Raw genomic sequence first — 25,103 nt, 5'->3', positions numbered from 1 at the left:
ACAGGCTGCCCCCTGTTTTCCACCGTAGTTGTCATTCTCTGTACAGCGCGGAATAGAAGGCTTGAAGTGAGTTATCCACAGATGATCGCCTGCCTAGCTTTTATAAGCTTTACAGAAAAGCTTTAAATAATTCCTTTCTTATTTCTATTTCTAACGACGGGTTATTCACGAGCAAAACCTCTGGAGATCTATTTATAAGGAAACGTTGGTTGGAAATTGACCTAGAGGCTTGCTTTCTCTAGAATCCCCGGTCTCTTAAAACGGGGGCCATTCCGGCCCGTTGTGGACGAACCAGGTAACACGACAATGAAACGTACTTTCCAACCAAGCACTATCAAACGCGCTCGTACCCACGGTTTCCGTGCTCGCATGGCTACCAAGAACGGTCGTGCCGTTCTGTCGCGTCGTCGCGCCAAAGGTCGTGCGCGTCTGGCAGTTTGATAAGCCGGCACTGGAGGTGAGTCAGGACTTCAGTCGGGAAAAGCGCCTGCTTACTCCCCGGCATTTCAAGGCAGTCTTTGACTCCCCTACCGGCAAGGTTCCGGGGAAAAATCTCCTGCTCCTTGCGCGCAACAACGATCTTGATCACCCCCGTCTCGGGTTGGTTATCGGGAAAAAGAGCGTAAAGCTCTCCGTCGAGCGCAATCGCCTCAAACGTCTGATGCGCGAATCGTTCCGTCTGCACCAGGATTCACTGGTCGGCTGGGACATTGTTATCGTCGCGCGCAAAGGTTTGGGTGACGTAGAAAACCCCGAATTGATTCAGCATTTCGGCAAACTCTGGAAGCGTCTGGCACGCAGCACGCCGGTACCAGCAGTCAAAACCGAAACTGTAGGGGTAGACAGTCCCGATGCGTAAACTGGCGCTCGTTCCGATCCAGTTTTATCGCTATGCCATTAGTCCTCTGATGGCCAGTCACTGTCGCTTCTACCCCAGTTGTTCCTGCTACGCGTATGAAGCCATAGAAAATCATGGCCTTCTGCGCGGTGGCTGGCTGACCTTTCGTCGTTTAGGTCGCTGTCATCCGTGGAATCCCGGTGGTTATGACCCGGTTCCATCTATCCCTACCTCCCGTTCTTCTTCGATGGCCGAGTAATCATGGATATCAAACGCACGATCCTGATCGTCGCCCTGGCAATCGTGTCCTACGTTATGGTTCTTAAATGGAACCAGGACTATGGTCAGGCTGCCCTGCCGACTCAGAATGTTGCTTCCAGTACTACCGCACCGGGCTTACCGGATACGGCTACTGGCAATAATGCTTCTGTCAGTGACGACATTCCACGCGCCGCAAGCGATACCAGTGCCACTGCACCTGCTGAAACACCAGTAGCTGCAAGCAAAGACCTCATCCAGATCAAAACGGATGTGCTCAACCTGGCCGTCGATCCACAGGGTGGTGATGTTGCCCAGCTGACGCTGCCGCTGTATCCACGTCGCCAGGACCATCCGGATATCCCGTTCCAGTTGTTCGATAACGGCAACGAGCGGACTTATCTGGCTCAAAGCGGTTTGATCGGCACTGATGGTCCGGATGCAAGTCCTGCCGGTCGTCCGGTTTGGTCCTCGGAGAAGAAGGTTTATCAACTGGCTGACGGTCAGGACCAATTGGTCGTAGACCTGAAGTTCAGCAAGGACGGCGTCAACTACATCAAGCGTTTCACTCTGAAACGTGGCCAGTACGATGTAGAAGTTTCTTACTTGATCGACAACGAAAGCGCCAAGCCTTGGTCGGGTGCGATGTTCGCCCAACTGAAGCGTGATGCCAGCTCCGATCCTTCTTCCAGCACTGCCACCGGCACCGCGACTTATCTGGGCGCAGCCCTGTGGACAAGTAACGAGCCGTACAAGAAAGTGTCGATGAAGGACATGGACAAGGCTCAGCTGAAAGAAACCGTAAACGGTGGTTGGGTTGCCTGGTTGCAACACTACTTCGTGACTGCGTGGATTCCGGCGAAGGGCGAAAACAATGTCGTCCAGACCCGTAAAGACAGCAAAGGCAACTACATCATTGGCTACACCGCCCCGGCAATCACTGTTGCGCCAGGTGCGAAAGCTGAAGTCAGCGCTGTTCTGTACGCCGGCCCGAAAAGCCAGGCAGTACTGAAAGAGTTGTCCCCAGGTCTGGAATTGACCGTCGACTACGGCATTCTGTGGTTCATTGCCCAGCCAATCTTCTGGCTGTTGCAACACATCCACGCGCTGGTCGGTAACTGGGGCTGGTCGATCATCTTCCTGACCATGCTGATCAAAGGGATTTTCTTCCCTCTGTCCGCCGCCAGCTACAAATCAATGGCGCGCATGCGTGCAGTGGCACCGAAACTGGCCGCGCTGAAAGAGCAACATGGCGATGACCGGCAGAAAATGTCGCAAGCCATGATGGAGCTGTACAAGAAAGAGAAGATCAATCCGCTGGGTGGTTGCTTGCCAATCCTCGTGCAGATGCCGGTATTCCTTTCGCTGTACTGGGTTCTGCTGGAAAGCGTTGAAATGCGCCAAGCGCCGTTCATGCTGTGGATCACCGACCTGTCGATCAAGGATCCGTTCTTCATTCTGCCGATCATCATGGGTGCAACCATGTTTATCCAGCAGCAGTTGAACCCGACACCTCCGGACCCGATGCAGGCCAAGGTGATGAAGCTGATGCCAATCATCTTCACCTTCTTCTTCCTGTGGTTCCCGGCTGGTCTGGTGCTGTACTGGGTAGTGAACAACTGCCTGTCCATCGCCCAACAGTGGTACATCACACGTAAAATCGAAGCGGCTGCCAAAGCAGCTGCCTGATTTACACTGTAGATAACCACTCAAAACGCCCCCTAGTGGGGCGTTTTGCTATCTGTCACTTTTGTCTGGATTCCGGTTTATGAGCGCTCCTCGTGAAACCATCGCAGCCGTTGCAACCGCTCAAGGTCGCGGCGGCGTGGGCATCGTTCGAATTTCCGGGCCGTTGGCGAGCCTTGCGGCCAAGGCCATCAGCGGTCGGGACCTGAAACCCCGGTTTGCCCATTACGGCCCGTTCCTCAGTGAAAACGATGAGGTGCTGGACGAAGGCATCGCGTTGTATTTCCCGGGACCGAACTCCTTCACCGGCGAAGACGTGCTTGAGCTGCAAGGTCATGGCGGGCCGATCGTTCTGGATATGTTGCTCAAACGTTGCCTGGAACTGGGCTGCCGTCTTGCCCGTCCTGGCGAATTCAGTGAGCGCGCCTTCCTCAACGATAAACTCGACCTGGCTCAGGCTGAAGCCATCGCCGACTTGATTGAGGCAAGTTCTGCACAAGCTGCGCGAAATGCACTGCGTTCTTTGCAAGGCGCCTTTTCCCAGCGTGTGCATAACCTCACCGAGCAACTGATAGGCCTGCGCATCTATGTCGAGGCGGCCATCGACTTTCCAGAGGAAGAAATCGACTTCCTTGCCGATGGTCATGTATTGGCCATGCTCGACAAAGTGCGCGATGAACTATCCACAGTGCTGCGCGAAGCCGGGCAAGGCGCCTTGCTGCGTGACGGTATGACAGTGGTGATTGCCGGTCGGCCGAATGCCGGTAAATCCAGCCTGTTGAATGCCTTGGCCGGTCGAGAAGCCGCGATCGTGACCGAAATTGCCGGTACAACCCGGGACATTCTTCGCGAACATATCCACATTGATGGCATGCCGCTGCACGTGGTTGATACCGCTGGTCTGCGAGATACCGACGATCACGTGGAAAAAATCGGTGTAGAACGGGCGTTGAAAGCCATCGGCGAAGCAGATCGCGTGTTGCTGGTTGTCGATGCTACGGCTCCTGAAGCGTTGGACCCCTTCGCATTGTGGCCGGAATTCCTCGAAATCCGCCCCGATCCGGCGAAAGTTACGCTGATTCGTAACAAGGCTGATCTGACGGGCGAAGCCATTGCCCTGGAAGTCAGTGAGGATGGCCACGTCACCATCAGCCTGAGTGCCAAGTCTGCTGGCGAAGGCCTCGAGTTACTGCGCGACCACCTCAAGGCCTGCATGGGTTACGAGCAAACGTCAGAAAGCAGCTTCAGCGCACGCAGGCGCCACCTTGAGGCGCTGCGTCATGCCAGCGCATCCCTTGAGCATGGCCGCGCGCAATTGACCCTGGCAGGTGCCGGTGAGTTATTGGCCGAGGATTTGCGTCAGGCTCAGCACTCGCTAGGTGAAATCACCGGTGCATTCAGCTCGGATGACCTGTTGGGACGCATCTTTTCCAGCTTCTGTATCGGTAAATAACCCTTCAGTTGTCCACAGACAGGCCATTCGCGCCTGTCTGTTTCCTCTTTTTTGATAAATCTTCCCTCAGTGCCGAGCAGATAATTTCTGGTTGAGCGGTTTTCCTTCGACCCAAATTTACCCGATGAGCGCTTTTCTGTGGATTAAGCCCTGTGAATAACTGCCACTAAGGGCAGTTGATAACAGGGCCTCAAAACTGAAGATAACCGCCTCTGTGGATAACCACCCCTTTCATCCACAGGCTTAAACCGGTTATCCAAGGGCCTCGTTGGCACATGACCACAGGGTTTTGAATCTCTGTACATATTGATAATAAAGGGCTGTAGCAATCTATCCACAGAAAGGTGCCTCAGTAGAAATAAACATAAAAACAAAGATTTAATAAATTTCTCTCTTTATAATTTCTATAACCCCGACTTCTCCACAGCTGGTTAAATTTTGTGCAAAGGGTTCTTTAGGAAGGACGAAGTCCCTATACTTGCCGACCAGGTCCAGAAACCTGAGCTCAAACTATTCCTGATTACCTAACTGAAGCAGGCACGAGGTGCGTGGTGGATTTCCCTTCCCGTTTTGAAGTGATCGTCATCGGCGGCGGTCATGCCGGTACCGAGGCAGCACTGGCCTCAGCACGTATGGGKGYAAAAACCCTGTTGCTGACGCATAACGTGGAAACCCTCGGAGCAATGAGTTGCAACCCCGCCATTGGTGGGATCGGTAAAAGTCATCTGGTAAAAGAAATCGACGCCCTTGGTGGCGCGATGGCCATGGCTACCGACAAAGGTGGTATTCAATTTCGCGTGTTGAACAGCCGCAAAGGTCCGGCCGTGCGTGCAACTCGCGCTCAGGCGGACCGGGTTCTCTACAAAGCCGCTGTCCGAGAAGCATTGGAAAACCAGCCGAACCTGTGGATATTTCAGCAGGCCGCTGACGACTTGATCGTCGAGCAGGAACAAGTGCGTGGTGTTGTCACCCAAATGGGCCTGCGTTTCTTCGCGGACTCCGTGGTGTTGACCACTGGCACCTTCCTCGGCGGACTTATCCACATCGGAATGCAGAATTACTCCGGCGGTCGTGCCGGTGATCCTCCTTCGATTGCCCTGGCTCACCGTCTGCGTGAATTGCCACTGCGTGTAGGTCGTCTGAAAACCGGTACGCCACCACGGATCGACGGTCGTTCTGTGGATTTCTCGGTCATGACCGAGCAAGCCGGCGATACACCGATCCCGGTGATGTCGTTCATGGGGTCCAAAGAGCAGCATCCGAAACAGGTGAGCTGCTGGATTACCCACACGAACGCCCGGACTCACGAAATTATTGCCTCCAACCTTGATCGTTCGCCGATGTATTCCGGCGTGATCGAAGGCATCGGCCCGCGTTATTGCCCGTCGATCGAAGACAAGATCCACCGCTTTGCCGACAAGGAAAGCCATCAGGTCTTTATCGAGCCGGAAGGTCTGACCACTCACGAGCTGTATCCGAACGGGATATCCACCTCCTTGCCGTTCGACGTGCAATTGCAGATCGTGCAATCGATCCGTGGCATGGAAAACGCGCACATCGTTCGTCCTGGTTATGCCATCGAGTATGACTACTTCGATCCGCGTGACCTGAAGTACAGCCTGGAAACCAAAGTCATCGGCGGCCTGTTTTTCGCCGGGCAAATCAATGGCACCACCGGTTACGAAGAAGCTGGCGCCCAAGGTTTGCTGGCCGGCGCCAACGCTGCACTGCGCGCACAAGGCAAAGATGCCTGGTGCCCGCGTCGCGACGAGGCGTACATCGGCGTGTTGGTCGACGACCTGATTACGCTAGGTACTCAAGAGCCGTACCGGATGTTTACCTCCCGTGCCGAGTACCGCCTGATCCTGCGCGAAGACAACGCGGACCTGCGCTTGACCGAAAAAGGTCGCGAACTGGGTCTGGTCGATGACGCGCGTTGGGCGGCGTTCTGCACGAAACGCGAAAGCATCGAACTGGAAGAACAGCGTCTGAAAAGTACCTGGGTGCGCCCTGGTACCGAGCAGGGCGATGCAATTTCCGAAAAGTTCGGCACACCGCTGACCCATGAATACAATTTGCTCAACCTCTTGAGCCGTCCGGAAATCGACTACGCTGGCCTGATCGCCGTGACTGGCGGGGGCGCAGAAGATCCACAGGTCGCCGAACAGGTTGAAATCAAGACCAAGTACGCCGGTTACATCGACCGTCAACAGGATGAAATCGCACGCCTGCGGGCCAGCGAAGATACAAAACTGCCTGTGGATATCGATTACACGAACATTTCCGGCCTCTCCAAAGAGATCCAGAGCAAGCTCGGCGCGACCCGTCCAGAAACTTTGGGCCAGGCGTCACGTATCCCGGGCGTAACCCCGGCAGCCATTTCGCTGTTGATGATTCATTTGAAAAAACGCGGCGCGGGCCGTCAGTTGGAGCAAAGCGCTTGAGTTCGTTGGTTACCTCGCAACACGCCGAAGAGTTATCCACAGGTGCTCGCCAGCTCGGTGTCACACTGACAGAAACCCAGCACGCGCAGCTGCTGGGTTATCTGGCTCTGTTGATCAAATGGAACAAGGCCTACAACCTGACCGCCGTGCGCGATCCGGACGAAATGGTCTCTCGCCACCTGCTCGATAGTTTGAGCGTCATGTCGTTCATCGAAAACGGTCGCTGGCTGGACGTTGGCAGCGGTGGCGGCATGCCGGGCATTCCGATGGCCATCCTGTTTCCAGAGTCCCAAGTGACTTGCCTGGACAGCAACGGCAAGAAAACCCGCTTCCTGACCCAGGTCAAACTCGAACTCAAACTGGATAACCTGCAAGTTATCCACAGTCGCGTCGAAGCCTTCCAGCCTGCACAGCCATTCAACGGGATCATTTCCCGGGCGTTCAGCAGTATGGAGAACTTCAGCAACTGGACTCGCCATCTCGGCGACGCCGATACACGCTGGCTGGCAATGAAGGGCGTTCATCCGGCCGATGAGCTGGTAGCATTGCCGGCAGACTTCCACCTCGATAGCGAACACGCCCTGGCCGTACCTGGTTGCCAAGGCCAACGCCATCTGCTGATACTGCGCCGCACGGCATGATTGGGAACACAAGCAAGAATGGCTAAGGTATTCGCGATTGCGAACCAAAAGGGTGGTGTGGGTAAAACCACCACCTGCATCAACCTCGCAGCTTCCCTGGTCGCTACCAAGCGTCGGGTACTGCTGATCGATCTCGATCCACAGGGCAACGCCACCATGGGTAGCGGTGTGGATAAACACGGTCTGGAAAACTCGGTCTACGACTTGCTGATCGGTGAATGCGACTTGGCCCAGGCCATGCATTTCTCCGAACACGGTGGTTACCAGTTGTTGCCGGCTAACCGTGACCTGACGGCGGCTGAAGTGGTTCTGCTGGAAATGCAGATGAAGGAAAGTCGCCTGCGCAGTGCATTGGCGCCGATCCGTGAAAACTACGATTACATTTTGATCGACTGCCCGCCGTCGTTGTCGATGCTGACGCTGAACGCACTGGTTGCCGCCGATGGGGTAATTATCCCCATGCAGTGCGAGTACTTTGCGTTGGAAGGTCTGAGCGACCTTGTGGATAACATCAAGCGCATCGCCGAACTGCTGAACCCGAACCTGAAAGTCGAAGGCCTGTTGCGGACCATGTACGACCCGCGTCTGAGCCTGATGAACGATGTGTCTGCACAGCTCAAGGAACACTTCGGCGAGCAGCTCTACGACACCGTGATTCCGCGCAACATTCGCCTGGCCGAAGCGCCTAGTTATGGGATGCCGGCATTGGCGTACGACAAGTCATCTCGGGGCGCCATTGCCTATCTGGCTTTGGCGGGCGAGATGGTTCGTCGTCAACGCAAAAACTCACGCACCGCCGCTGCTCAGGCAACTTAAGGAATCCCCATGGCCGTCAAGAAACGAGGTCTCGGACGTGGACTGGATGCACTGCTGAGTGGTCCGACTGTCAGCTCGCTGGAAGAACAAGCGGTGCAAGCCGACCAGCGTGAGCTGCAGCACCTTCCCCTGGACCTGATCCAGCGGGGCAAGTATCAACCCCGTCGGGATATGGATCCTCAAGCGCTGGAAGAATTGGCGCAGTCGATCAAGGCCCAGGGTGTGATGCAGCCGATCGTGGTCCGCCCGATCGGTAGCGGTCGCTTCGAGATCATCGCCGGTGAACGCCGCTGGCGTGCAAGCCAGCAGGCAGGCAAGGAAACCATCCCGGCGATGGTTCGCGATGTACCGGATGAAACGGCCATCGCTATGGCGCTGATCGAGAATATCCAGCGTGAAGACCTCAATCCGATCGAAGAAGCGGTGGCGTTGCAGCGTTTGCAGCAGGAATTCCAGCTCACTCAACAGCAAGTTGCCGAGGCCGTGGGCAAATCCCGCGTGACCGTGGCCAACCTGCTACGCTTGATCGCGTTGCCGGAAGTTATCAAAACCATGCTGTCGCACGGTGACCTGGAAATGGGTCATGCGCGTGCTTTGCTCGGTTTACCGGAGAATCAACAGGTAGAAGGGGCGCGACACGTTGTCGCACGGGGGCTGACTGTGCGCCAGACTGAAGCACTGGTTCGCCAGTGGTTGAGTGGCAAACAGGAGCCTGCCGAACCGGTAAAACCGGACCCGGATATAGCCCGACTTGAGCAGCGCCTGGCCGAACGCCTAGGCTCTGCGGTGCAGATTCGCCACGGTAAGAAGGGGAAGGGGCAGTTGGTTATTGGTTACAACTCCCTCGACGAATTGCAGGGTGTGCTTGCACACATTCGTTGAAACATTTCCTCATGTAGCGTGAAGTCGGAAATCACTACCTGACAGTTGAATAGGGGCGGAACCGCCCCTATACTCTGCGCGCATTTTGTCGGCACAAATTATGCCAAGTTATTGAATTCTGGCAGCCGATCATTGGGGAGCAAAAACGATGGAGAGCCGCACGCCAAACCGCTTGCCGTTCCATCGCCTGGCAGTTTTTCCGGTCTTACTGGCTCAATTTGTCGTTTTGGTACTGGCCGCCTTGGCGCTCTGGTACTGGCATGGAGTCGTAGCCGGGTACTCAGGACTTTGCGGAGGCCTGATAGCCTTGCTTCCCAATGTTTATTTCGCTCACAGGGCATTTCGGTTTTCCGGCGCCCGAGCAGCTCAAGCCATCGTCCGGTCTTTTTATGCCGGCGAGGCGGGCAAACTGATTTTGACGGCAGTGCTCTTTGCATTGACGTTTGCAGGTGTGAAGCCATTGGCGCCGCTAGCTGTATTCGGCGTCTTCGTGTTGACCCAACTGGTCAGCTGGTTCGCGCCCCTGCTGATGAGAACAAGACTTTCGAGACCTTAGGGCGTTTGAGGCAACCATGGCAGAGACAACCGCTTCGGGCTATATCCAGCACCACTTGCAGAACCTGACCTTCGGTCAGCACCCAACTGGCGGGTGGGGTTTTGCCCACACCGCAGCAGAAGCCAAAGAAATGGGCTTCTGGGCTTTCCACGTCGATACTCTCGGCTGGTCGGTCGCGTTGGGTCTGATCTTCGTTCTTCTTTTCCGCATGGCGGCAAAGAAGGCGACTTCCGGTCAGCCTGGCGGCTTGCAGAACTTCGTCGAGGTTCTGATCGAGTTCGTCGACAGCAGCGTGAAAGATACCTTTCACGGCCGTAATCCATTGATCGCACCATTGGCGCTGACCATTTTTGTCTGGGTGTTCCTGATGAACGCCGTCGACCTGGTACCGGTTGACTGGATTCCAAAAGTGGCAGCCATCATTACTGGCGACCCGCATCTGGTCTTCCGTGCTGTTCCGACCACTGACCCGAACGCGACCCTGGGCATGTCCCTGTCGGTGTTCGCGTTGATCATTTTCTACAGCATCAAGGTCAAGGGCATCGGCGGCTTCATCGGCGAACTGACCCTGCACCCTTTCGGCAGCAAGAACGTCTTCGTTCAAGCCCTGCTGATCCCGGTGAACTTCCTGCTGGAGTTCGTGACGCTGGTTGCCAAGCCTATTTCCCTGGCACTGCGTCTGTTCGGCAACATGTACGCCGGCGAACTGGTCTTCATTCTGATCGCTGTGATGTTCGGCAGCGGTCTGCTCTGGCTTAGCGGCCTGGGCGTAGTTCTGCAGTGGGCGTGGGCTGTGTTCCACATCCTGATCATCACCCTGCAGGCGTTTATCTTCATGATGCTGACCATCGTTTACCTGTCGATGGCGCACGAAGAGAACCATTAAGACCAGTCTCGACTAGTCTGATGTCCCACTCGGTCAAACGGGTGGGTGCCCTAACAGGGCTATGAAACGATTTGTTTTACCGCTTTAAAATCTAAAAAACCTAAACCATACGACGTAAAAGTCGGGAGGAAAGATGGAAACTGTAGTTGGTCTAACCGCTATCGCTGTTGCACTGTTGATCGGCCTGGGCGCACTGGGTACCGCAATTGGTTTCGGCCTGTTGGGCGGCAAGTTCCTGGAAGGCGCAGCGCGTCAGCCAGAAATGGTTCCAATGCTGCAAGTTAAAATGTTCATCGTTGCCGGTCTGCTCGACGCCGTAACCATGATCGGTGTTGGTATCGCTCTGTTCTTCACCTTCGCGAACCCATTCGTTGGTCAACTCGCTGGCTAATTACTCGAACCTTCGAGTAGTTGGTGTGATGTGTAACGAACGAGCGAGGTGTTGGCGTGAACATTAATGCAACCCTGATTGGCCAGTCCGTTGCGTTCTTCATTTTTGTACTGTTTTGCATGAAGTTCGTGTGGCCTCCGGTCATCGCGGCTTTGCACGAACGTCAGAAGAAGATTGCGGATGGACTGGACGCTGCCGCCCGAGCAGCTCGCGACCTGGAATTGGCCCAAGATAAAGCGGGTCAACAACTGCGCGAAGCTAAAACTCAGGCAGCCGAAATCATTGAGCAAGCCAAGAAACGCGGTAACCAGATCGTTGAAGAGGCTGTTGAAAAAGCCCGTATCGACGCTGACCGTGTGAAGGTTCAGGCTCAGGCCGAGATCGAACAGGAACTGAACAGTGTCAAAGACGCGCTGCGTGCCCAACTGGGTAGCCTGGCAGTCTCCGGCGCCGAGAAGATCCTGGGTTCCACAATCGATCAAAACGCGCACGCGGAGCTGGTAAACAAACTGGCTGCTGAAATTTAAGCGAGGGCGATCATGGCAGAATTGACCACGTTGGCCCGACCTTACGCTAAGGCAGCCTTCGAGCACGCCCAGGCCCACCAGCAACTGGCCTCTTGGTCAGCCATGCTCGGCCTGGCTGCAGCAGTGTCGCAAGACGACACCATGCAGCGCGTGCTCAAGGCCCCGCGACTGACGAGCGCAGACAAGGCCGCCACGTTTATTGACGTGTGCGGCGACAAGTTTGATGCCAAGGCACAGAACTTCATCAACGTCGTTGCCGAAAACGACCGTCTCCCGCTGTTGCCGGAGATATCCGCTCTGTTCGACCTGTACAAGGCCGAACAAGAGAAGTCGGTAGACGTTGAAGTGACCAGTGCTTTTGCATTGAACCAAGAACAGCAAGACAAACTCGCCAAGGTTCTCAGTGCACGACTCAACCGGGAAGTGCGCCTGCAAGTCGAGGAAGACAAATCCCTTATTGGGGGCATTGTCATCCGCGCCGGCGACCTGGTTATCGATGGCTCGGTTCGCGGCAAACTCGCGAACCTTGCCGAAGCATTGAAATCTTGAGTTTGAAGGGGCAGCAGAGCAATGCAGCAACTCAATCCTTCCGAAATAAGTGAAATTATCAAGGGCCGCATCGACAAGCTCGATGTGACCTCCCAAGCCCGTAACGAAGGCACTGTCGTCAGCGTATCTGACGGTATCGTGCGGATTCACGGTCTGGCCGACGTAATGTACGGCGAGATGATCGAGTTTCCGGGCGGCGTCTTCGGTATGGCTCTCAACCTGGAGCAAGACTCTGTAGGTGCCGTTGTATTGGGCGCATACCAGTCTCTGGCTGAAGGCATGAGCGCCAAGTGCACTGGCCGCATCCTCGAAGTTCCGGTTGGTAAGGAACTGCTGGGTCGCGTAGTCGACGCACTGGGTAACCCGATTGATGGCAAAGGTCCGCTGAACAACACCTTGACCGATGCGGTCGAGAAAGTTGCTCCAGGCGTGATCTGGCGTAAGTCGGTAGACCAGCCTGTACAGACTGGCTACAAGGCTGTCGATGCCATGATCCCTGTCGGCCGTGGCCAGCGTGAGCTGATCATCGGTGACCGTCAGATCGGTAAAACCGCTCTGGCGATCGACGCGATCATCAACCAGAAAAACAGCGGAATCTTCTGCGTCTATGTAGCTATCGGTCAGAAACAATCGACCATCGCTAACATTGTTCGCAAGCTGGAAGAAAACGGCGCACTGGCTAACACGATCATCGTGGCAGCGAGCGCTTCGGAATCTGCAGCACTGCAATACCTGGCACCTTACGCCGGTTGCACCATGGGTGAATTCTTCCGCGACCGCGGTGAAGACGCGCTGATCGTTTATGACGATCTGTCCAAGCAAGCAGTGGCTTATCGCCAGATTTCCCTGCTGCTGCGCCGTCCACCAGGCCGTGAAGCTTACCCAGGCGACGTGTTCTATCTCCACTCCCGTCTGCTGGAGCGCGCATCCCGCGTTTCGGAAGAGTATGTAGAGAAGTTCACCAACGGCGCAGTGACCGGCAAAACCGGTTCCCTGACCGCGCTGCCGATCATCGAAACCCAGGCTGGCGACGTTTCCGCGTTCGTTCCGACCAACGTGATTTCCATCACTGACGGTCAGATCTTCCTGGAGTCGGCCATTTTCAACTCCGGGATCCGTCCTGCAGTGAACGCCGGTGTTTCGGTATCCCGTGTGGGTGGTGCCGCTCAGACCAAGATCATCAAGAAGCTCTCCGGTGGTATCCGTACCGCTCTGGCTCAGTACCGTGAACTGGCGGCATTCGCCCAGTTTGCATCTGACCTGGACGAAGCGACCCGTAAGCAACTTGACCATGGTCAGCGCGTTACCGAGCTGATGAAGCAGAAGCAATACGCACCAATGTCGATTGCTGACATGGCGCTGTCGCTGTATGCCGCTGAGCGTGGGTTCCTGACTGACGTCGCAATCGCCAAGATCGGTAGCTTTGAACAAGCGCTGATTTCCTTCTTCAACCGCGATCACGCCGATTTGATGGCGAAGATCAACGTGAAGGGTGACTTCAATGACGAAATCGATGCGGGCATGAAAGCCGGTATTGAGAAGTTCAAGGCCACCCAAACCTGGTAAGCCGCAGCGGGAGCCGCAAGGCTCCCGCTTGCTAACCTGATAGGTGTTACATGGCAGGCGCAAAAGAGATTCGCAGTAAGATTGCGAGCATCAAAAGCACGCAAAAGATTACCAGCGCCATGGAAAAAGTGGCGGTCAGTAAAATGCGCAGGGCACAAATGCGCATGGCTGCTAGCCGTCCTTACGCGGAGCGCATCCGCCAGGTTATTGGTCATTTGGCCAACGCCAACCCGGAATATCGCCACCCGTTCATGATCGAGCGTGAAGTAAAGCGTGTCGGTTACGTCGTGGTGAGCTCTGACCGTGGTCTGTGTGGTGGTTTGAACACCAACCTGTTCAAGGCCCTGGTCAAGGACATGGCGGTAAACCGCGAAAACGGCGTCGAGATTGATCTGTGTGTAGTGGGTAGCAAGGGTGCGGCTTTCTTCCGCAACTTCGGCGGCAACGTCGTAGCAGCTATCAGCCACCTGGGTGAAGAGCCGTCGATCAATGATCTGATCGGCAGCGTCAAGGTGATGCTGGATGCCTACCTGGACGGCCGTATTGACCGCCTGTCCGTGGTGTCCAACAAGTTCATCAACACCATGACGCAATCGCCTACCGTGGAGCAGTTGATTCCACTGGTGGCAACCCCGGATCAAGGACTCAAGCACCACTGGGACTATCTCTACGAACCGGACGCCAAAGAGCTGCTTGACGGCTTGATGGTTCGTTACGTGGAGTCGCAGGTCTACCAGTCGGTGGTCGAGAACAACGCGGCTGAACAAGCTGCGCGGATGATCGCGATGAAGAACGCTACCGACAACGCCGGTGATTTGATCAGTGATTTGCAGCTGATCTACAACAAGGCGCGTCAGGCTGCGATCACCCAAGAGATCTCGGAAATCGTCGGCGGCGCTGCCGCGGTTTAACGGTTCAAATATTCAGAGGATCCAGCTATGAGTAGCGGACGTATCGTTCAAATCATCGGCGCCGTTATCGACGTGGAATTCCCACGCGACAGCGTACCGAGCATCTACAACGCGCTGACTGTACAAAGCGCGGCCGCAACCACTCTGGAAGTTCAGCAACAGCTGGGCGACGGCGTGGTTCGTACCATTGCGATGGGCTCCACCGAGGGCTTGAAGCGTGGTCTGGACGTCATCGACTCCGGTTCCGCCATCTCCGTACCGGTCGGTAAAGCGACGCTGGGCCGGATCATGGACGTACTGGGCAACCCGATCGACGAAGCTGGCCCGATCGACACCGAAGAGCGCTGGGGCATTCACCGTCCTGCGCCAACCTTCGCTGAACAAGCGGGCGGCAACGACCTGCTGGAAACCGGCATCAAGGCTATTGACCTGGTTTGCCCGTTCACCAAGGGTGGTAAAGTCGGTCTGTTCGGTGGCGCCGGTGTAGGCAAAACCGTAAACATGATGGAACTGATCCGTAACATCGCCATCGAGCACAGCGGTTATTCCGTGTTCGCCGGTGTGGGTGAGCGTACTCGTGAGGGTAACGACTTCTACCACGAGATGAAGGATTCCAACGTTCTGGACAAAGTGGCACTGGTTTACGGTCAGATGAACGAGCCGCCGGGTAACCGTCTGCGCGTAGCACTGACCGGCCTGACCATGGCCGAGAAGTTCCGTGACGAAGGTAACGACGTTCTGCTGTTCGTCGACAACATCTATCGTTACACCCTGGCCGGTACAGAAGTATCCGCACTGCTGGGCCGTATGCCTTCCGCAGTAGGTTACCAGCCGACCCTGGCCGAAGAGATGGGTACTCTGCAAGAGCGTATCACTTCGACCAAGAATGGTTCGATCACCTCGATCCAAGCGGTATACGTACCTGCGGATGACTTGACCGACCCGTCGCCAGCGACCACTTTCGCCCACTTGGACGCCACCGTCGTTCTGTCCCGTGACATCGCTTCCCTGGGTATCTACCCGGCAATCGATCCACTCGACTCGACTTCGCGCCAGTTGGACCCGAACGTAATCGGCCAGGACCACTACGACACTGCTCGCGGTGTACAGTATGTTCTGCAGCGTTACAAAGAACTGAAGGACATCATTGCGATCCTCGGTATGGACGAGCTGTCGGAAGAAGACAAGCAGTTGGTAAACCGTGCTCGTAAGATCCAGCGTTTCTTGTCGCAGCCGTTCTTCGTGGCTGAAGTCTTCACCGGTTCTTCGGGTAAATACGTTTCCCTGAAAGACACCATTGCTGGCTTCAAAGGCATCCTCAACGGTGACTACGACCACCTGCCAGAACAAGCGTTCTACATGGTCGGCGGCATCGAAGAAGCGATCGAGAAAGCCAAGAAACTGTAATCCCGGCGCCCGGAAACGGGCGCTAATTTAGGTTGAGGCAATCAGATGGCTATGACAGTCCATTGCGATATCGTCAGCGCGGAAGGAGAAATCTTTTCCGGTCTGGTCGAGATGGTGATTGCGCACGGTGCACTGGGTGATCTTGGTATCGCACTGGGTCACGCGCCGTTGATCACTAATCTAAAGCCGGGCCCGATCCGCCTGGTCAAGCAGGGCGGGGAAGAGGAGGTGTATTACATCTCCGGTGGTTTCCTCGAAGTTCAGCCGAACATGGTCAAGGTTCTTGCCGACACCGTGCAACGTGCTGCCGACCTGGATGAAGCCTCCGCTCAGGAAGCCGTTAAGGCTGCCGAGAAGGCCTTGCATGAACGCGGCGCAGAATTCGATTACGGTTCTGCTGCCGCACGTCTGGCCGAGGCGTCAGCTCAGCTGCGCACCGTCCAGCAGATCCGCAAAAAGTTCGGCGGTTAATCCGTCATCGACTTGTTGTGCGATTGATTAAAAAGGGTAGCCTCGGCTACCCTTTTTTCTTTTCCAACTTTCATAACCTGGTCGCAGCCGCTGACCACCCAGGATTGGTAGCCAGTCATGTCTCTTGAAATCGTTATCCTCGCTGCTGGCCAAGGCACCCGCATGCGCTCGGCGTTGCCAAAAGTTCTGCACCCGATCGCCGGCAACTCGATGCTTGGCCATGTTATCCACAGCGCCCGACAACTTGATCCACAGCGCATCCATGTGGTGATTGGCCATGGCGCCGAAGCAGTACGTGAGCGTCTGGCGGCGGATGATCTGAATTTCGTCCTGCAGGACAAACAACTGGGTACCGGTCATGCGGTGGCTCAGGCCGTGCCGTTCATTGAGGCCGATACCGTACTGATTCTCTACGGTGACGTGCCGCTTATTGAAGTCGAAACCCTGCAACGCCTGCTCAAGAAAGTAGCGCCGCAGCAACTGGGCTTGCTGACCGTTGAACTGGACGACCCGACCGGTTACGGCCGCATCGTTCGCGATGCCGCTGGCAAGGTCACGGCCATCGTTGAGCAAAAAGACGCCAACGAAGACGAGCGTGCGATCACTGAAGGCAACACCGGCATTCTCGCCCTGCCTTTCGCACAACTGGGTGGTTGGATGAGCCGTCTCTCCAACAACAATGCCCAGGGCGAGTACTACCTGACCGACGTGATCGCCATGGCGGTCAGTGATGGGCTGGTGGTGGCCACCGAGCAACCTCATGACGCCATGGAAGTGCAGGGCGCCAACGACCGCAAGCAACTTTCCGAACTTGAACGTCACTATCAATTGCGCGCCGGCCGCCGGTTGATGGCTCAAGGCGTGACCCTGCGTGACCCGGCTCGTTTCGATGTGCGTGGTGAAGTCACTGTCGGCCGCGACGTGCTGATTGATATCAACGTGATCCTCGAAGGCAAAGTAGTCATCGAAGACGACGTGGTGATCGGCCCGAACTGTGTGATCAAGGACAGCACCCTGCGCAAAGGCGTAGTGATCAAGGCCAACAGCCATATCGAAGGTGCAATTCTGGGCGAGGGCAGCGATGCCGGTCCGTTCGCGCGTCTGCGTCCGGGCACCGTACTTGAGGCTCGCGCACATGTGGGTAACTTTGTTGAATTGAAGAACGCTCACTTGGGCGAAGGCGCGAAGGCCGGTCATCTGTCGTACCTTGGGGACGCCGAGATCGGTGCGCGCACCAACATTGGCGCGGGCACCATCACCTGCAACTACGACGGCGTTAACAAGTGGAAAACCGTGTTGGGTGAAGATGTGTTCATCGGTTCCAACAACTCGTTGGTGGCGCCTGTGGATATCTCTGCCGGTGCAACCACGGCGGCCGGTTCGACCATTACGCAGAATGTGGATAACTCACAGTTGGCGATAGGCCGGGCGCGGCAGAAGAATATCGACGGCTGGAAGCGGCCGGAAAAGGTCAAGAAGAGCTGAGTTATCCACAGCGCTTCAAAATCAAAAAATCGCAGTTTGCGGCAGGTACTGAACGACCCGCCGTAAGCTACGATTTTTTTAGTTATGCACAGGCCTTTTTATCGCATCACGCTTGACGAAATTTCGGCGATAGGTTTTGATTGCTTCCGTTATCTTTCGAATCGAAACTTATCAGCCCATGTCGAAGCGCAATACACCCCAACGCCGGCACAATATCCTCACCTTGCTCAATGAGCAGGGCGAAGTCAGTGTGGATGAGCTGGCAAAGCGCTTCGAAACTTCGGAAGTTACGATTCGAAAAGATCTGGCGGCACTCGAGAGTAACGGCCTGCTGCTGCGCCGTTACGGCGGTGCGATCACCATGCCTCAGGAATTGGTCGCTGACATCGGCCAACCCGTCTCCAAGTACAAACAAGCCATTGCCCGCGCCGCCGTCGCACGTATTCGTGAGCATGCGAGGATCATCATCGACAGCGGCAGCACCACGGCCGCGATGATTCCGGAACTCGGTCAGCAGCCAGGGCTGGTGGTGATGACCAACTCGCTGCACGTTGCCAATGCGTTGAGTGAGCTGGAACACGAGCCGGTGCTGTTGATGACCGGCGGTACCTGGGACCCGCATTCCGAGTCCTTTCAGGGGCAGGTCGCCGAGCAGGTTCTACGCTCTTACGACTTTGACCAACTTTTTATCGGTGCCGATGGCATCGATCTGGTCCGCGGTACCACCACTTTCAACGAATTGCTGGGGCTGAGCCGGGTCATGGCAGAAGTCGCCCGCGAAGTAGTCGTGATGGTGGAGGCCGACAAGATCGGCCGAAAAATCCCCAACCTGGAGCTGCCATGGAGCAGTGTCCATACCCTTATTACCGATGATCGCCTTTCGCTTGCGGCACGCGATCAGATTCAGGCCCGCGGAATCAATTTGATTTGCGCGGCTGTCAGTCAGGAGAAATAGTATGTGTGGAATTGTCGGCGCAGTTGCAGAACGTAACATCACCGCCATCCTGCTCGAAGGCCTCAAACGCCTGGAATACCGTGGCTATGACAGCGCCGGTGTGGCGGTTTTCACCAACGATGAAAAGCTCGAACGTATGCGTCGTCCGGGCAAGGTCAGCGAGCTGGAACTGGCACTTGAAGCCGAACCACTGGTCGGTCGTCTCGGCATCGCCCATACCCGCTGGGCGACACACGGCGCACCGTGTGAGCGCAACGCCCACCCGCATTTCTCCGGCGACCTGGCCGTGGTGCACAACGGCATCATTGAAAACCACGAAGCCTTGCGTGAGCAGCTGAAAGCCTTGGGTTATGTGTTCACCTCGGACACCGACACCGAAGTCATCGCTCACTTGCTGAACCACAAACTCAAGGATTTTCCCGACCTGACCGCGGCCCTCAAAGCGACTGTTAAAGAACTGCACGGCGCTTATGGCCTGGCGGTGATCAGCGCTCAGCAGCCGGACCGTCTGGTCGCAGCTCGTAGCGGCAGCCCGCTGGTGATTGGTCTGGGCCTGGGTGAAAACTTCCTCGCTTCCGACCAACTGGCCCTGCGCCAGGTCACTGACCGTTTTATGTATCTGGAAGAAGGCGATATCGCTGAAATTCGCCGTGACAGCGTGCATATCTGGGACGTTGATGGTAACGCCGTCGAGCGCGAAACCGTGCAGTATCGCGACGGTGCCGAAGCGGCGGACAAGGGCGAGTTCCGCCACTTCATGCTGAAAGAAATCCACGAGCAACCGTCTGTTGTTCAGCGCACCCTTGAAGGTCGCCTGAGCCCGAACGGCGTGCTGGTACAAGCGTTCGGTCCACAGGCTGCCGAGCTGTTCGCCAAAGTGCGCAACGTGCAGATCGTTGCCTGCGGTACCAGCTATCACGCCGGTATGGTTGCCCGTTACTGGCTCGAAGAGCTGGCCGGCATCCCGTGCCAGGTCGAAGTCGCCAGCGAATTCCGCTACCGCAAAGTCGTGGTGCAGCCAGACACCCTGTTCGTGACCATCTCCCAGTCCGGTGAAACCGCCGACACCTTGGCCGCACTGCGCAACGCCAAGGAGCTTTCAAGAGAAGAAGGGGGCTACCTCGCCAGCCTGGCGATCTGCAACGTCGGCATCAGTTCGCTGGTGCGTGAGTCCGATCTGACCCTGCTGACCCAGGCCGGTCGCGAAATTGGCGTGGCGTCGACCAAAGCCTTCACCACTCAACTGGTGGGCCTGCTGCTACTGACCCTGTCCCTGGGTCAAGTTCGAGGCACATTAGCCAAAGGCGTCGAAGCGACTCTGGTTGAAGAACTGCGTCGTCTGCCAACTCGCTTGGGCGAAGCCTTGGCCATGGACAGCACCGTCGAGAAAATCGCCGAACTGTTCGCCGAGAAGAACCACACGCTGTTCCTCGGCCGTGGTGCGCAATTCCCGGTAGCAATGGAAGGGGCCCTGAAACTCAAGGAAATCTCCTACATCCACGCTGAAGCCTACCCGGCTGGCGAGCTGAAACACGGCCCGTTGGCGCTTGTGGATAACGACATGCCCGTGGTGACCGTGGCACCGAACAACGAGTTGCTGGAGAAGCTGAAATCCAACCTCCAGGAAGTCCGCGCCCGTGGCGGCCAATTGATCGTCTTCGCAGACGAGCAGGCAGGCATGACCAATGGTGAAGGCACGCACGTTGTGCACATGCCGCATATCCACGACATCCTGTCGCCGATCCTCTACACCATCCCGCTGCAGTTGCTGTCGTACTACGTTGCTGTATTGAAAGGCACGGACGTTGACCAGCCGCGTAACCTGGCGAAGTCGGTGACGGTGGAATAAGTTATCCACAGGTGATCGAAATATTGTCTGCAATAAACAAAGGTTGTCCCAAGCGAATAAGCCTTGTCACAACGAAATAAAGATTGTCACGGTTGCTTCCCTACGTCGGGGAAGCAACCGCAATCATTATTGAGGTCCACAATCTGTAGTCAGGTTGTGACACTACTCCGATGCAACCTACGCTGCGACGCAACAGCATGGGGTTCCCCTCTCTTCCAGCGTTTCCCTCCCATGGCACCTGATACAGAATTCGTCGGAGCCCCTGAGCCCCTGATGCAACCTTTGGATCTTGGCGCTTCCTTTTGCGCATGCTAGCGGCTGCTATACTTCTTTCGGGTTGCATGAAGTGACTGCAAATCTCAGTTAAAGGCTGCAGGACAGAGGAGGTCTACGGCAAACGCGAAATGGGAGGTGTGGCATGAATCGACACTATTACATTAGTGACAATCTCGACGATCTCGAAGCTGTTGAAAATGAATTAGAGGCCAGCGGCATCAATTCCGAACAGATTCATGTGCTTAGTGAAAAAATTGCTGATGTTGAACAACATCACCTCCACGAGGTGAACTCGTTAATGGAACAAGATGCTGTTCACTCTGGTGAGATTGGTGCGGTGGTCGGTGTGCCACTCGCAGCGCTGGTCTTGGGTGTCGCCTATTGGCTGGGCTGGACCGAATCCGCCGCAGGCTGGATGCCTTTTATCTTCCTTGCCATTGTTATTTTGGGCTTCTGCATCTGGGAAGGCGGTTTTTTTGGGTTCCAGGTGCCGAACACTCACTTCCGCAGTTTTAAACAGGTGGTAGAGGAAGGAAAACATATCTTCTTCGTGGATGTTGATCCGAATCAAGAATCGGTATTGGACCGGGTAATCGAACATCATCCAACGCTGAAGATCGCCGGCACGGGAACGGCAGCCCCCCACTGGACAGTAGCCTGGCAGCACAAATGGCATCAGTTCAAGCGAGTAATATCGGGTTAGCCCCTGGAGACTCAAGGCCATCCGGAAGCTGTTTATTGGCCGAAGAAAATGACTCGGCTGAGGAAAACATAGTCCGCCTCGGTGGCCATCAGTCCCACGAGTACCAGCAAACACAAAGGTGGCACCAATATGGCGTAGACCATGGCCAACCGCTCCCAGGCCATATGCATGAAGATGGAGACAATTAAACCTGCCTTCAACAACATGAAAGTAATAATCAGGGACCACCGAAGGTAACCATGGAAGTGGAAATAGTCGACAAGGTACGACAGCGTGCTGAGGACGAATAACAGCCCCCAGATTTTAAGGTACAAACTGATTGGATGTTGCTGACCCTGAGCATGTGCCATCACCGGTGCTCCTCTACCATAAATAGAAGAAAGCAAAAATAAACACCCACACCAAATCCACGAAGTGCCAATAAAGCCCGGCTATCTCGACGTTCTGATAGTTTCCGGAGCGCTCATAATCCCCCCGCGATACTTTCAGAGCCACAATGCTCAGGTAGATGGCGCCGATTGACACATGCAGTCCGTGGAAACCGGTAATCATGAAAAAGCTGGCACCAAATTGCGCCGCCCCCATGGGGTTCCCCCAGGGACGCACTCCTTCTGCGATGAGTTTGCTCCATTCAAATGCCTGCATACTGACGAAGGTCACACCCAAGGCGGCGGTCGCCAGCATCAGGGCAGTGGTTTTCGCGCGATCACGGCGATAGGCGAAATTAACGGCCATGGCCATGGTGCCGCTGCTACTGATCAGCACAAAGGTCATGATGGCGATCAGAATAAGTGGGATTTCTCTACCGCCGATCGTCAATGCGAACACTTCACTGGGGTTCGGCCAGGCCGTGGTGATGGTCATGCGTACCGACATGTAGCCGGTTAAAAAACAGCTGAATATAAAAGTATCGCTGAGCAGGAATATCCACATCATCGCCTTGCCCCAGGGGACCTGCTTGAAGGCCTCTTTATCCGAGGACCAGTCGCTGGCGATGCCCTGCCATCCTGGTGCAGGCGTTGAGTCTGGTGGATTGGATGAACTGGATTCGACTGGGGCTTGTGGGTGCAATGCCATGGCTTTTCACCTCAGGCCGCAGAATCTGGCGATGGCTTCATAGGTTTGTGGCGTGCTGGCCAGTAAAGCGAATAGCACGAACCAAAGACCGAGTAAGTAGTGCCAATAGGTGGCACAGAGCTCTACGCTGACGCTGAGTTGCGGCAACGGCACGCGATGCAGAAATTTAGCAACGATTATGCCCCAGGCTATCAACCCGCCCAGCAGGTGGAGCCCATGCAGCCCGGTCAACAGGTAGAAGAAACTGTTGGCCGGATTGCTGGCGACAAAGTAGCCCCAGGCGACAAACTGCTGCCAGACCCAGAGTTGTCCCGTCAGAAAGGCAATGGCAAACACGCCCCCCAACGCAAAACCAATGACCGTTGCGCCCAGTTGCGCCTGTCGGGCGGCCATACGCGACCACTGCAGTGCAATGCAACTGAACACCAAAAAAGCCGAATTCAGCCATAACTGCCAGAGATTGGCTAACGGCGCCAAGGGCTCTGTCAGGGGCAGCCAGTCGGCCATTTGTGAGCGGGCAATAAAGGCGATCAGGAAGAGAAAGAATAACGAACTCACCACGACCAGAAATAAGCGCAGGCCCACTCTTGCGGTTTGATTTCTATCGGCCCCCTCGGCGGACTGAACATCCCCAGGATCGCGACTCCAGCTGCCGCCGGGGTCAGCGCCATCGGCGTTTCTCAATAGCAACCTGCTCATGTTTTAACGTCCGCTATCTTGGTTCCGGCACTCAGTTGCCGCATGTGCTCCAGCTCCTCGGCGGAGACCGTTTGCGGAACGAAATCCTGTTCTATCCCCGGCACACTGTAGTCATAGGCCCAGCGATGCACGACCGGCAGCTTTGCTCCCCAGTTACCGTGGATCGGCGGGGTATTCGGCGTTTGCCATTCCAGACTGGCCGCGCCCCAGGGATTACTGCCTGCGGGCTTGCCCTTAAATGCACTCCAGGCCAGGTTGAACACAAACAGCAGCTGGGAAACGCCAACGGTCAATGCGACCACCGTAATGAAGGCATTCAAATCTTGCGCCGACTGCGGGATGAACGCGTAGTTTTCATAGGCGTAGTAACGGCGTGGCATGCCCTGGAATCCCAGGTAGTGCATGGGGAAGAAGATGGCGTAGGTGCCCAGAAAGGTAATCCAGAAATGCAGCTTGCCCAAGGTGTCGTTAAACATGCGTCCGGTTACTTTCGGGAACCAGTGATAAATGCCGCCGAACACCACCAGTACCGGTGCAACCCCCATGACCATATGAAAATGGGCTACGACGAAATAGGTGTCCGAGAGTGGAATATCCACAATCACATTGCCGAGAAACAACCCGGTCAAACCGCCGACCAGGAAGGTGACGATAAAGGCCAGGGCAAACAGCATCGGCACGGTCAGATGGATATCGCCCCGCCACAGGGTCAGCACCCAGTTGTAGACTTTCAGTGCGGTTGGCACCGCGATGATCAAGGTGGTGACGGCGAAGAAAAAGCCAAAGTACGGGTTCATTCCGCTGACATACATATGGTGCGCCCAGACTACAAAGCTGAGTACACCGATCGCAATAATGGCCCACACCATCATTCGGTAGCCGAAGATATTTTTACGCGCATGCGTGCTGATCAAGTCGGAGACCAAACCAAACGCAGGGAGAGCAACGATGTAGACCTCCGGGTGGCCGAAGAACCAGAACAGGTGCTGGAATAATATTGGGCTGCCACCCTGGTGATCGAGCTGCTGCCCCAGCGAGATCATCGCCGGCATAAAGAAGCTGGTGCCCAACAGCTTGTCAAACAGCATCATGACCGCACTGACAAATAACGCCGGGAAAGCCAACAAGGCCATAATCGAGGCCATGAAAATTCCCCATACGGAGAGCGGCATGCGAAACAATGTCATGCCGTGCGTGCGCGCCTGCAACACCGTGGTTACGTAGTTCAACCCGCCCATGGTGGCTGCGACAATAAAAATCGCCAGTGAGACGAGCATCAGGACGATGCCCCACTCGACCCCTGGTGTTCCCTGAGAAATGGACTGTGGCGGATAGAGCGTCCAGCCCGCCCCGGTGGGGCCGCCAGGGACAAAGAAACTGGAGAGCAACACCACTACCGCAAGCAGGTAGAACCAGTAACTCAGCATGTTGACATAGGGGAAGACCATGTCGCGAGCGCCCACCATCAGCGGGATCAGATAGTTGCCGAAGCCACCCAGAAACAAGGCCGTCAGCAAGTAAATGACCATGATCATGCCGTGCATGGTCATCGCCTGATAGTAAGCACTGGCATCCATGAACGCCAAACTACCGGGAAAGCCTATCTGCATGCGCATCAAGTCGGACAACACCACGGCGATAAGACCCACGAACAGAGCCGTCAAGGAATATTGAACAGCTATGACCTTGTGGTCCTGACTCCAGATATATTTGGTCAGGAAGCTTTTAGGCTCGTGCAGTGCTTCTGTTTCGGCTTGCTCCGCATAGGCCATCACGT

26 protein-coding genes are annotated in these 25,103 nt (G+C 55.7%); 22 read left to right on the top strand and 4 right to left on the bottom strand.

The genetic code is table 11. The features are described 5' to 3' along the window. Positions 1-306 precede the first annotated feature (306 nt). The 22 genes from rpmH to AC1DWM_RS02565 all read left to right on the top strand — a co-directional run bounded on the left by rpmH (position 307) and on the right by AC1DWM_RS02565 (position 21,550). Complete coding sequence (rpmH, locus tag AC1DWM_RS02670; protein WP_003213577.1) at positions 307-441, top strand: 50S ribosomal protein L34; 135 nt, start codon at positions 307-309, stop codon at positions 439-441. 16 nt (positions 442-457) lie between these two features. Further along, positions 458-859 carry a ribonuclease P protein component gene (gene rnpA, locus AC1DWM_RS02665; protein WP_027926203.1) on the top strand — a complete coding sequence of 134 codons (402 nt, stop codon included), beginning with the start codon at positions 458-460 and terminating at the stop codon, positions 857-859. Then, positions 852-1,097, top strand: a complete 246-nt coding sequence (yidD, locus tag AC1DWM_RS02660) for a membrane protein insertion efficiency factor YidD (RefSeq protein WP_052966011.1) — start codon at positions 852-854, stop codon at positions 1,095-1,097. The genes rnpA and yidD overlap by 8 nt, the downstream gene beginning before the upstream one ends. A 2-nt stretch (positions 1,098-1,099) precedes the next feature. After that, complete coding sequence (yidC, locus tag AC1DWM_RS02655) at positions 1,100-2,785, top strand: membrane protein insertase YidC (RefSeq protein ID WP_223521380.1); 1,686 nt, start codon at positions 1,100-1,102, stop codon at positions 2,783-2,785. A 79-nt stretch (positions 2,786-2,864) separates the two neighbouring features. Continuing rightward, a complete protein-coding gene (gene mnmE / locus AC1DWM_RS02650) occupies positions 2,865-4,235 on the top strand; it encodes a tRNA uridine-5-carboxymethylaminomethyl(34) synthesis GTPase MnmE (RefSeq protein ID WP_223521379.1) in 1,371 nt (456 codons plus the stop codon). 551 nt (positions 4,236-4,786) lie between these two features. Next, complete coding sequence (gene mnmG, locus AC1DWM_RS02645; RefSeq protein ID WP_477794576.1) at positions 4,787-6,679, top strand: tRNA uridine-5-carboxymethylaminomethyl(34) synthesis enzyme MnmG; 1,893 nt, start codon at positions 4,787-4,789, stop codon at positions 6,677-6,679. Next, positions 6,676-7,320, top strand: a complete 645-nt coding sequence (gene rsmG / locus AC1DWM_RS02640; protein ID WP_223521377.1) for a 16S rRNA (guanine(527)-N(7))-methyltransferase RsmG — start codon at positions 6,676-6,678, stop codon at positions 7,318-7,320. The genes mnmG and rsmG overlap by 4 nt, the downstream gene beginning before the upstream one ends. Before the next feature lie 18 nt (positions 7,321-7,338). Further along, positions 7,339-8,136, top strand: coding sequence for a ParA family protein (locus AC1DWM_RS02635; RefSeq protein ID WP_007948095.1), 798 nt, complete (start codon positions 7,339-7,341; stop codon positions 8,134-8,136). A 9-nt stretch (positions 8,137-8,145) separates the two neighbouring features. Further along, a complete protein-coding gene (locus AC1DWM_RS02630) occupies positions 8,146-9,018 on the top strand; it encodes a ParB/RepB/Spo0J family partition protein (protein ID WP_090177598.1) in 873 nt (290 codons plus the stop codon). Between the two features lie 148 nt (positions 9,019-9,166). Beyond that, the gene (locus AC1DWM_RS02625; RefSeq protein WP_007948092.1) at positions 9,167-9,574 is read left to right on the top strand and encodes a F0F1 ATP synthase subunit I; all 408 of its coding nucleotides are present in this window, start codon (positions 9,167-9,169) and stop codon (positions 9,572-9,574) included. A 16-nt stretch (positions 9,575-9,590) separates the two neighbouring features. Further along, a complete protein-coding gene (atpB, locus tag AC1DWM_RS02620) occupies positions 9,591-10,460 on the top strand; it encodes a F0F1 ATP synthase subunit A (protein WP_223521376.1) in 870 nt (289 codons plus the stop codon). Positions 10,461-10,593: 133 nt separating this feature from the next. After that, on the top strand, positions 10,594-10,851 hold the full coding sequence (gene atpE, locus AC1DWM_RS02615; RefSeq protein ID WP_002555987.1) for a F0F1 ATP synthase subunit C: 258 nt from the start codon (positions 10,594-10,596) through the stop codon (positions 10,849-10,851). A 56-nt stretch (positions 10,852-10,907) separates the two neighbouring features. Beyond that, on the top strand, positions 10,908-11,378 hold the full coding sequence (locus tag AC1DWM_RS02610; protein WP_223521375.1) for a F0F1 ATP synthase subunit B: 471 nt from the start codon (positions 10,908-10,910) through the stop codon (positions 11,376-11,378). A 12-nt stretch (positions 11,379-11,390) separates the two neighbouring features. After that, positions 11,391-11,927 carry a F0F1 ATP synthase subunit delta gene (locus AC1DWM_RS02605; protein WP_054594854.1) on the top strand — a complete coding sequence of 179 codons (537 nt, stop codon included), beginning with the start codon at positions 11,391-11,393 and terminating at the stop codon, positions 11,925-11,927. Positions 11,928-11,948: 21 nt separating this feature from the next. Beyond that, complete coding sequence (atpA, locus tag AC1DWM_RS02600; protein WP_007948088.1) at positions 11,949-13,493, top strand: F0F1 ATP synthase subunit alpha; 1,545 nt, start codon at positions 11,949-11,951, stop codon at positions 13,491-13,493. A gap of 50 nt (positions 13,494-13,543) precedes the next feature. Beyond that, on the top strand, positions 13,544-14,404 hold the full coding sequence (atpG, locus tag AC1DWM_RS02595; protein ID WP_046030892.1) for a F0F1 ATP synthase subunit gamma: 861 nt from the start codon (positions 13,544-13,546) through the stop codon (positions 14,402-14,404). A 27-nt stretch (positions 14,405-14,431) separates the two neighbouring features. Continuing rightward, on the top strand, positions 14,432-15,811 hold the full coding sequence (atpD, locus tag AC1DWM_RS02590; RefSeq protein WP_007948086.1) for a F0F1 ATP synthase subunit beta: 1,380 nt from the start codon (positions 14,432-14,434) through the stop codon (positions 15,809-15,811). 45 nt (positions 15,812-15,856) lie between these two features. After that, complete coding sequence (locus tag AC1DWM_RS02585; protein WP_223521370.1) at positions 15,857-16,282, top strand: F0F1 ATP synthase subunit epsilon; 426 nt, start codon at positions 15,857-15,859, stop codon at positions 16,280-16,282. Positions 16,283-16,399: 117 nt separating this feature from the next. Beyond that, positions 16,400-17,767 carry a bifunctional UDP-N-acetylglucosamine diphosphorylase/glucosamine-1-phosphate N-acetyltransferase GlmU gene (glmU, locus tag AC1DWM_RS02580; RefSeq protein ID WP_477794575.1) on the top strand — a complete coding sequence of 456 codons (1,368 nt, stop codon included), beginning with the start codon at positions 16,400-16,402 and terminating at the stop codon, positions 17,765-17,767. A gap of 178 nt (positions 17,768-17,945) precedes the next feature. Then, complete coding sequence (locus tag AC1DWM_RS02575) at positions 17,946-18,722, top strand: DeoR family transcriptional regulator (protein ID WP_223521366.1); 777 nt, start codon at positions 17,946-17,948, stop codon at positions 18,720-18,722. Position 18,723: 1 nt separating this feature from the next. Further along, positions 18,724-20,571, top strand: a complete 1,848-nt coding sequence (glmS, locus tag AC1DWM_RS02570; RefSeq protein WP_477794574.1) for a glutamine--fructose-6-phosphate transaminase (isomerizing) — start codon at positions 18,724-18,726, stop codon at positions 20,569-20,571. 418 nt (positions 20,572-20,989) lie between these two features. Next, the gene (locus tag AC1DWM_RS02565; RefSeq protein WP_223521362.1) at positions 20,990-21,550 is read left to right on the top strand and encodes a magnesium transporter; all 561 of its coding nucleotides are present in this window, start codon (positions 20,990-20,992) and stop codon (positions 21,548-21,550) included. A 32-nt stretch (positions 21,551-21,582) separates the two neighbouring features. Here the strand turns inward: AC1DWM_RS02565 and AC1DWM_RS02560 are convergent, their stop codons facing one another. The 4 genes from AC1DWM_RS02560 to ctaD are packed head-to-tail and all read right to left on the bottom strand — an operon-like array spanning position 21,583 to position 25,098. Continuing rightward, the gene (locus AC1DWM_RS02560; protein WP_223521360.1) at positions 21,583-21,900 is read right to left on the bottom strand and encodes a cytochrome C oxidase subunit IV family protein; all 318 of its coding nucleotides are present in this window, start codon (positions 21,898-21,900) and stop codon (positions 21,583-21,585) included. 13 nt (positions 21,901-21,913) lie between these two features. Further along, on the bottom strand, positions 21,914-22,627 hold the full coding sequence (locus AC1DWM_RS02555; RefSeq protein WP_477794573.1) for a heme-copper oxidase subunit III family protein: 714 nt from the start codon (positions 22,625-22,627) through the stop codon (positions 21,914-21,916). Between the two features lie 6 nt (positions 22,628-22,633). Further along, positions 22,634-23,326 (bottom strand): cytochrome c oxidase subunit 3, encoded by a 693-nt coding sequence (locus AC1DWM_RS02550; protein WP_223521356.1) that lies wholly within the window; start codon positions 23,324-23,326, stop codon positions 22,634-22,636. Beyond that, complete coding sequence (gene ctaD / locus AC1DWM_RS02545) at positions 23,323-25,098, bottom strand: cytochrome c oxidase subunit I (RefSeq protein WP_223521385.1); 1,776 nt, start codon at positions 25,096-25,098, stop codon at positions 23,323-23,325. The genes AC1DWM_RS02550 and ctaD overlap by 4 nt, the downstream gene beginning before the upstream one ends. Positions 25,099-25,103: the final 5 nt, after the last annotated feature.

The organism is Pseudomonas sp. P4_C8 (assembly GCF_056401975.1).
Note: the sequence above shows the minus strand (reverse complement) of the source record. Positions and strands in the feature narration are given on the sequence as shown.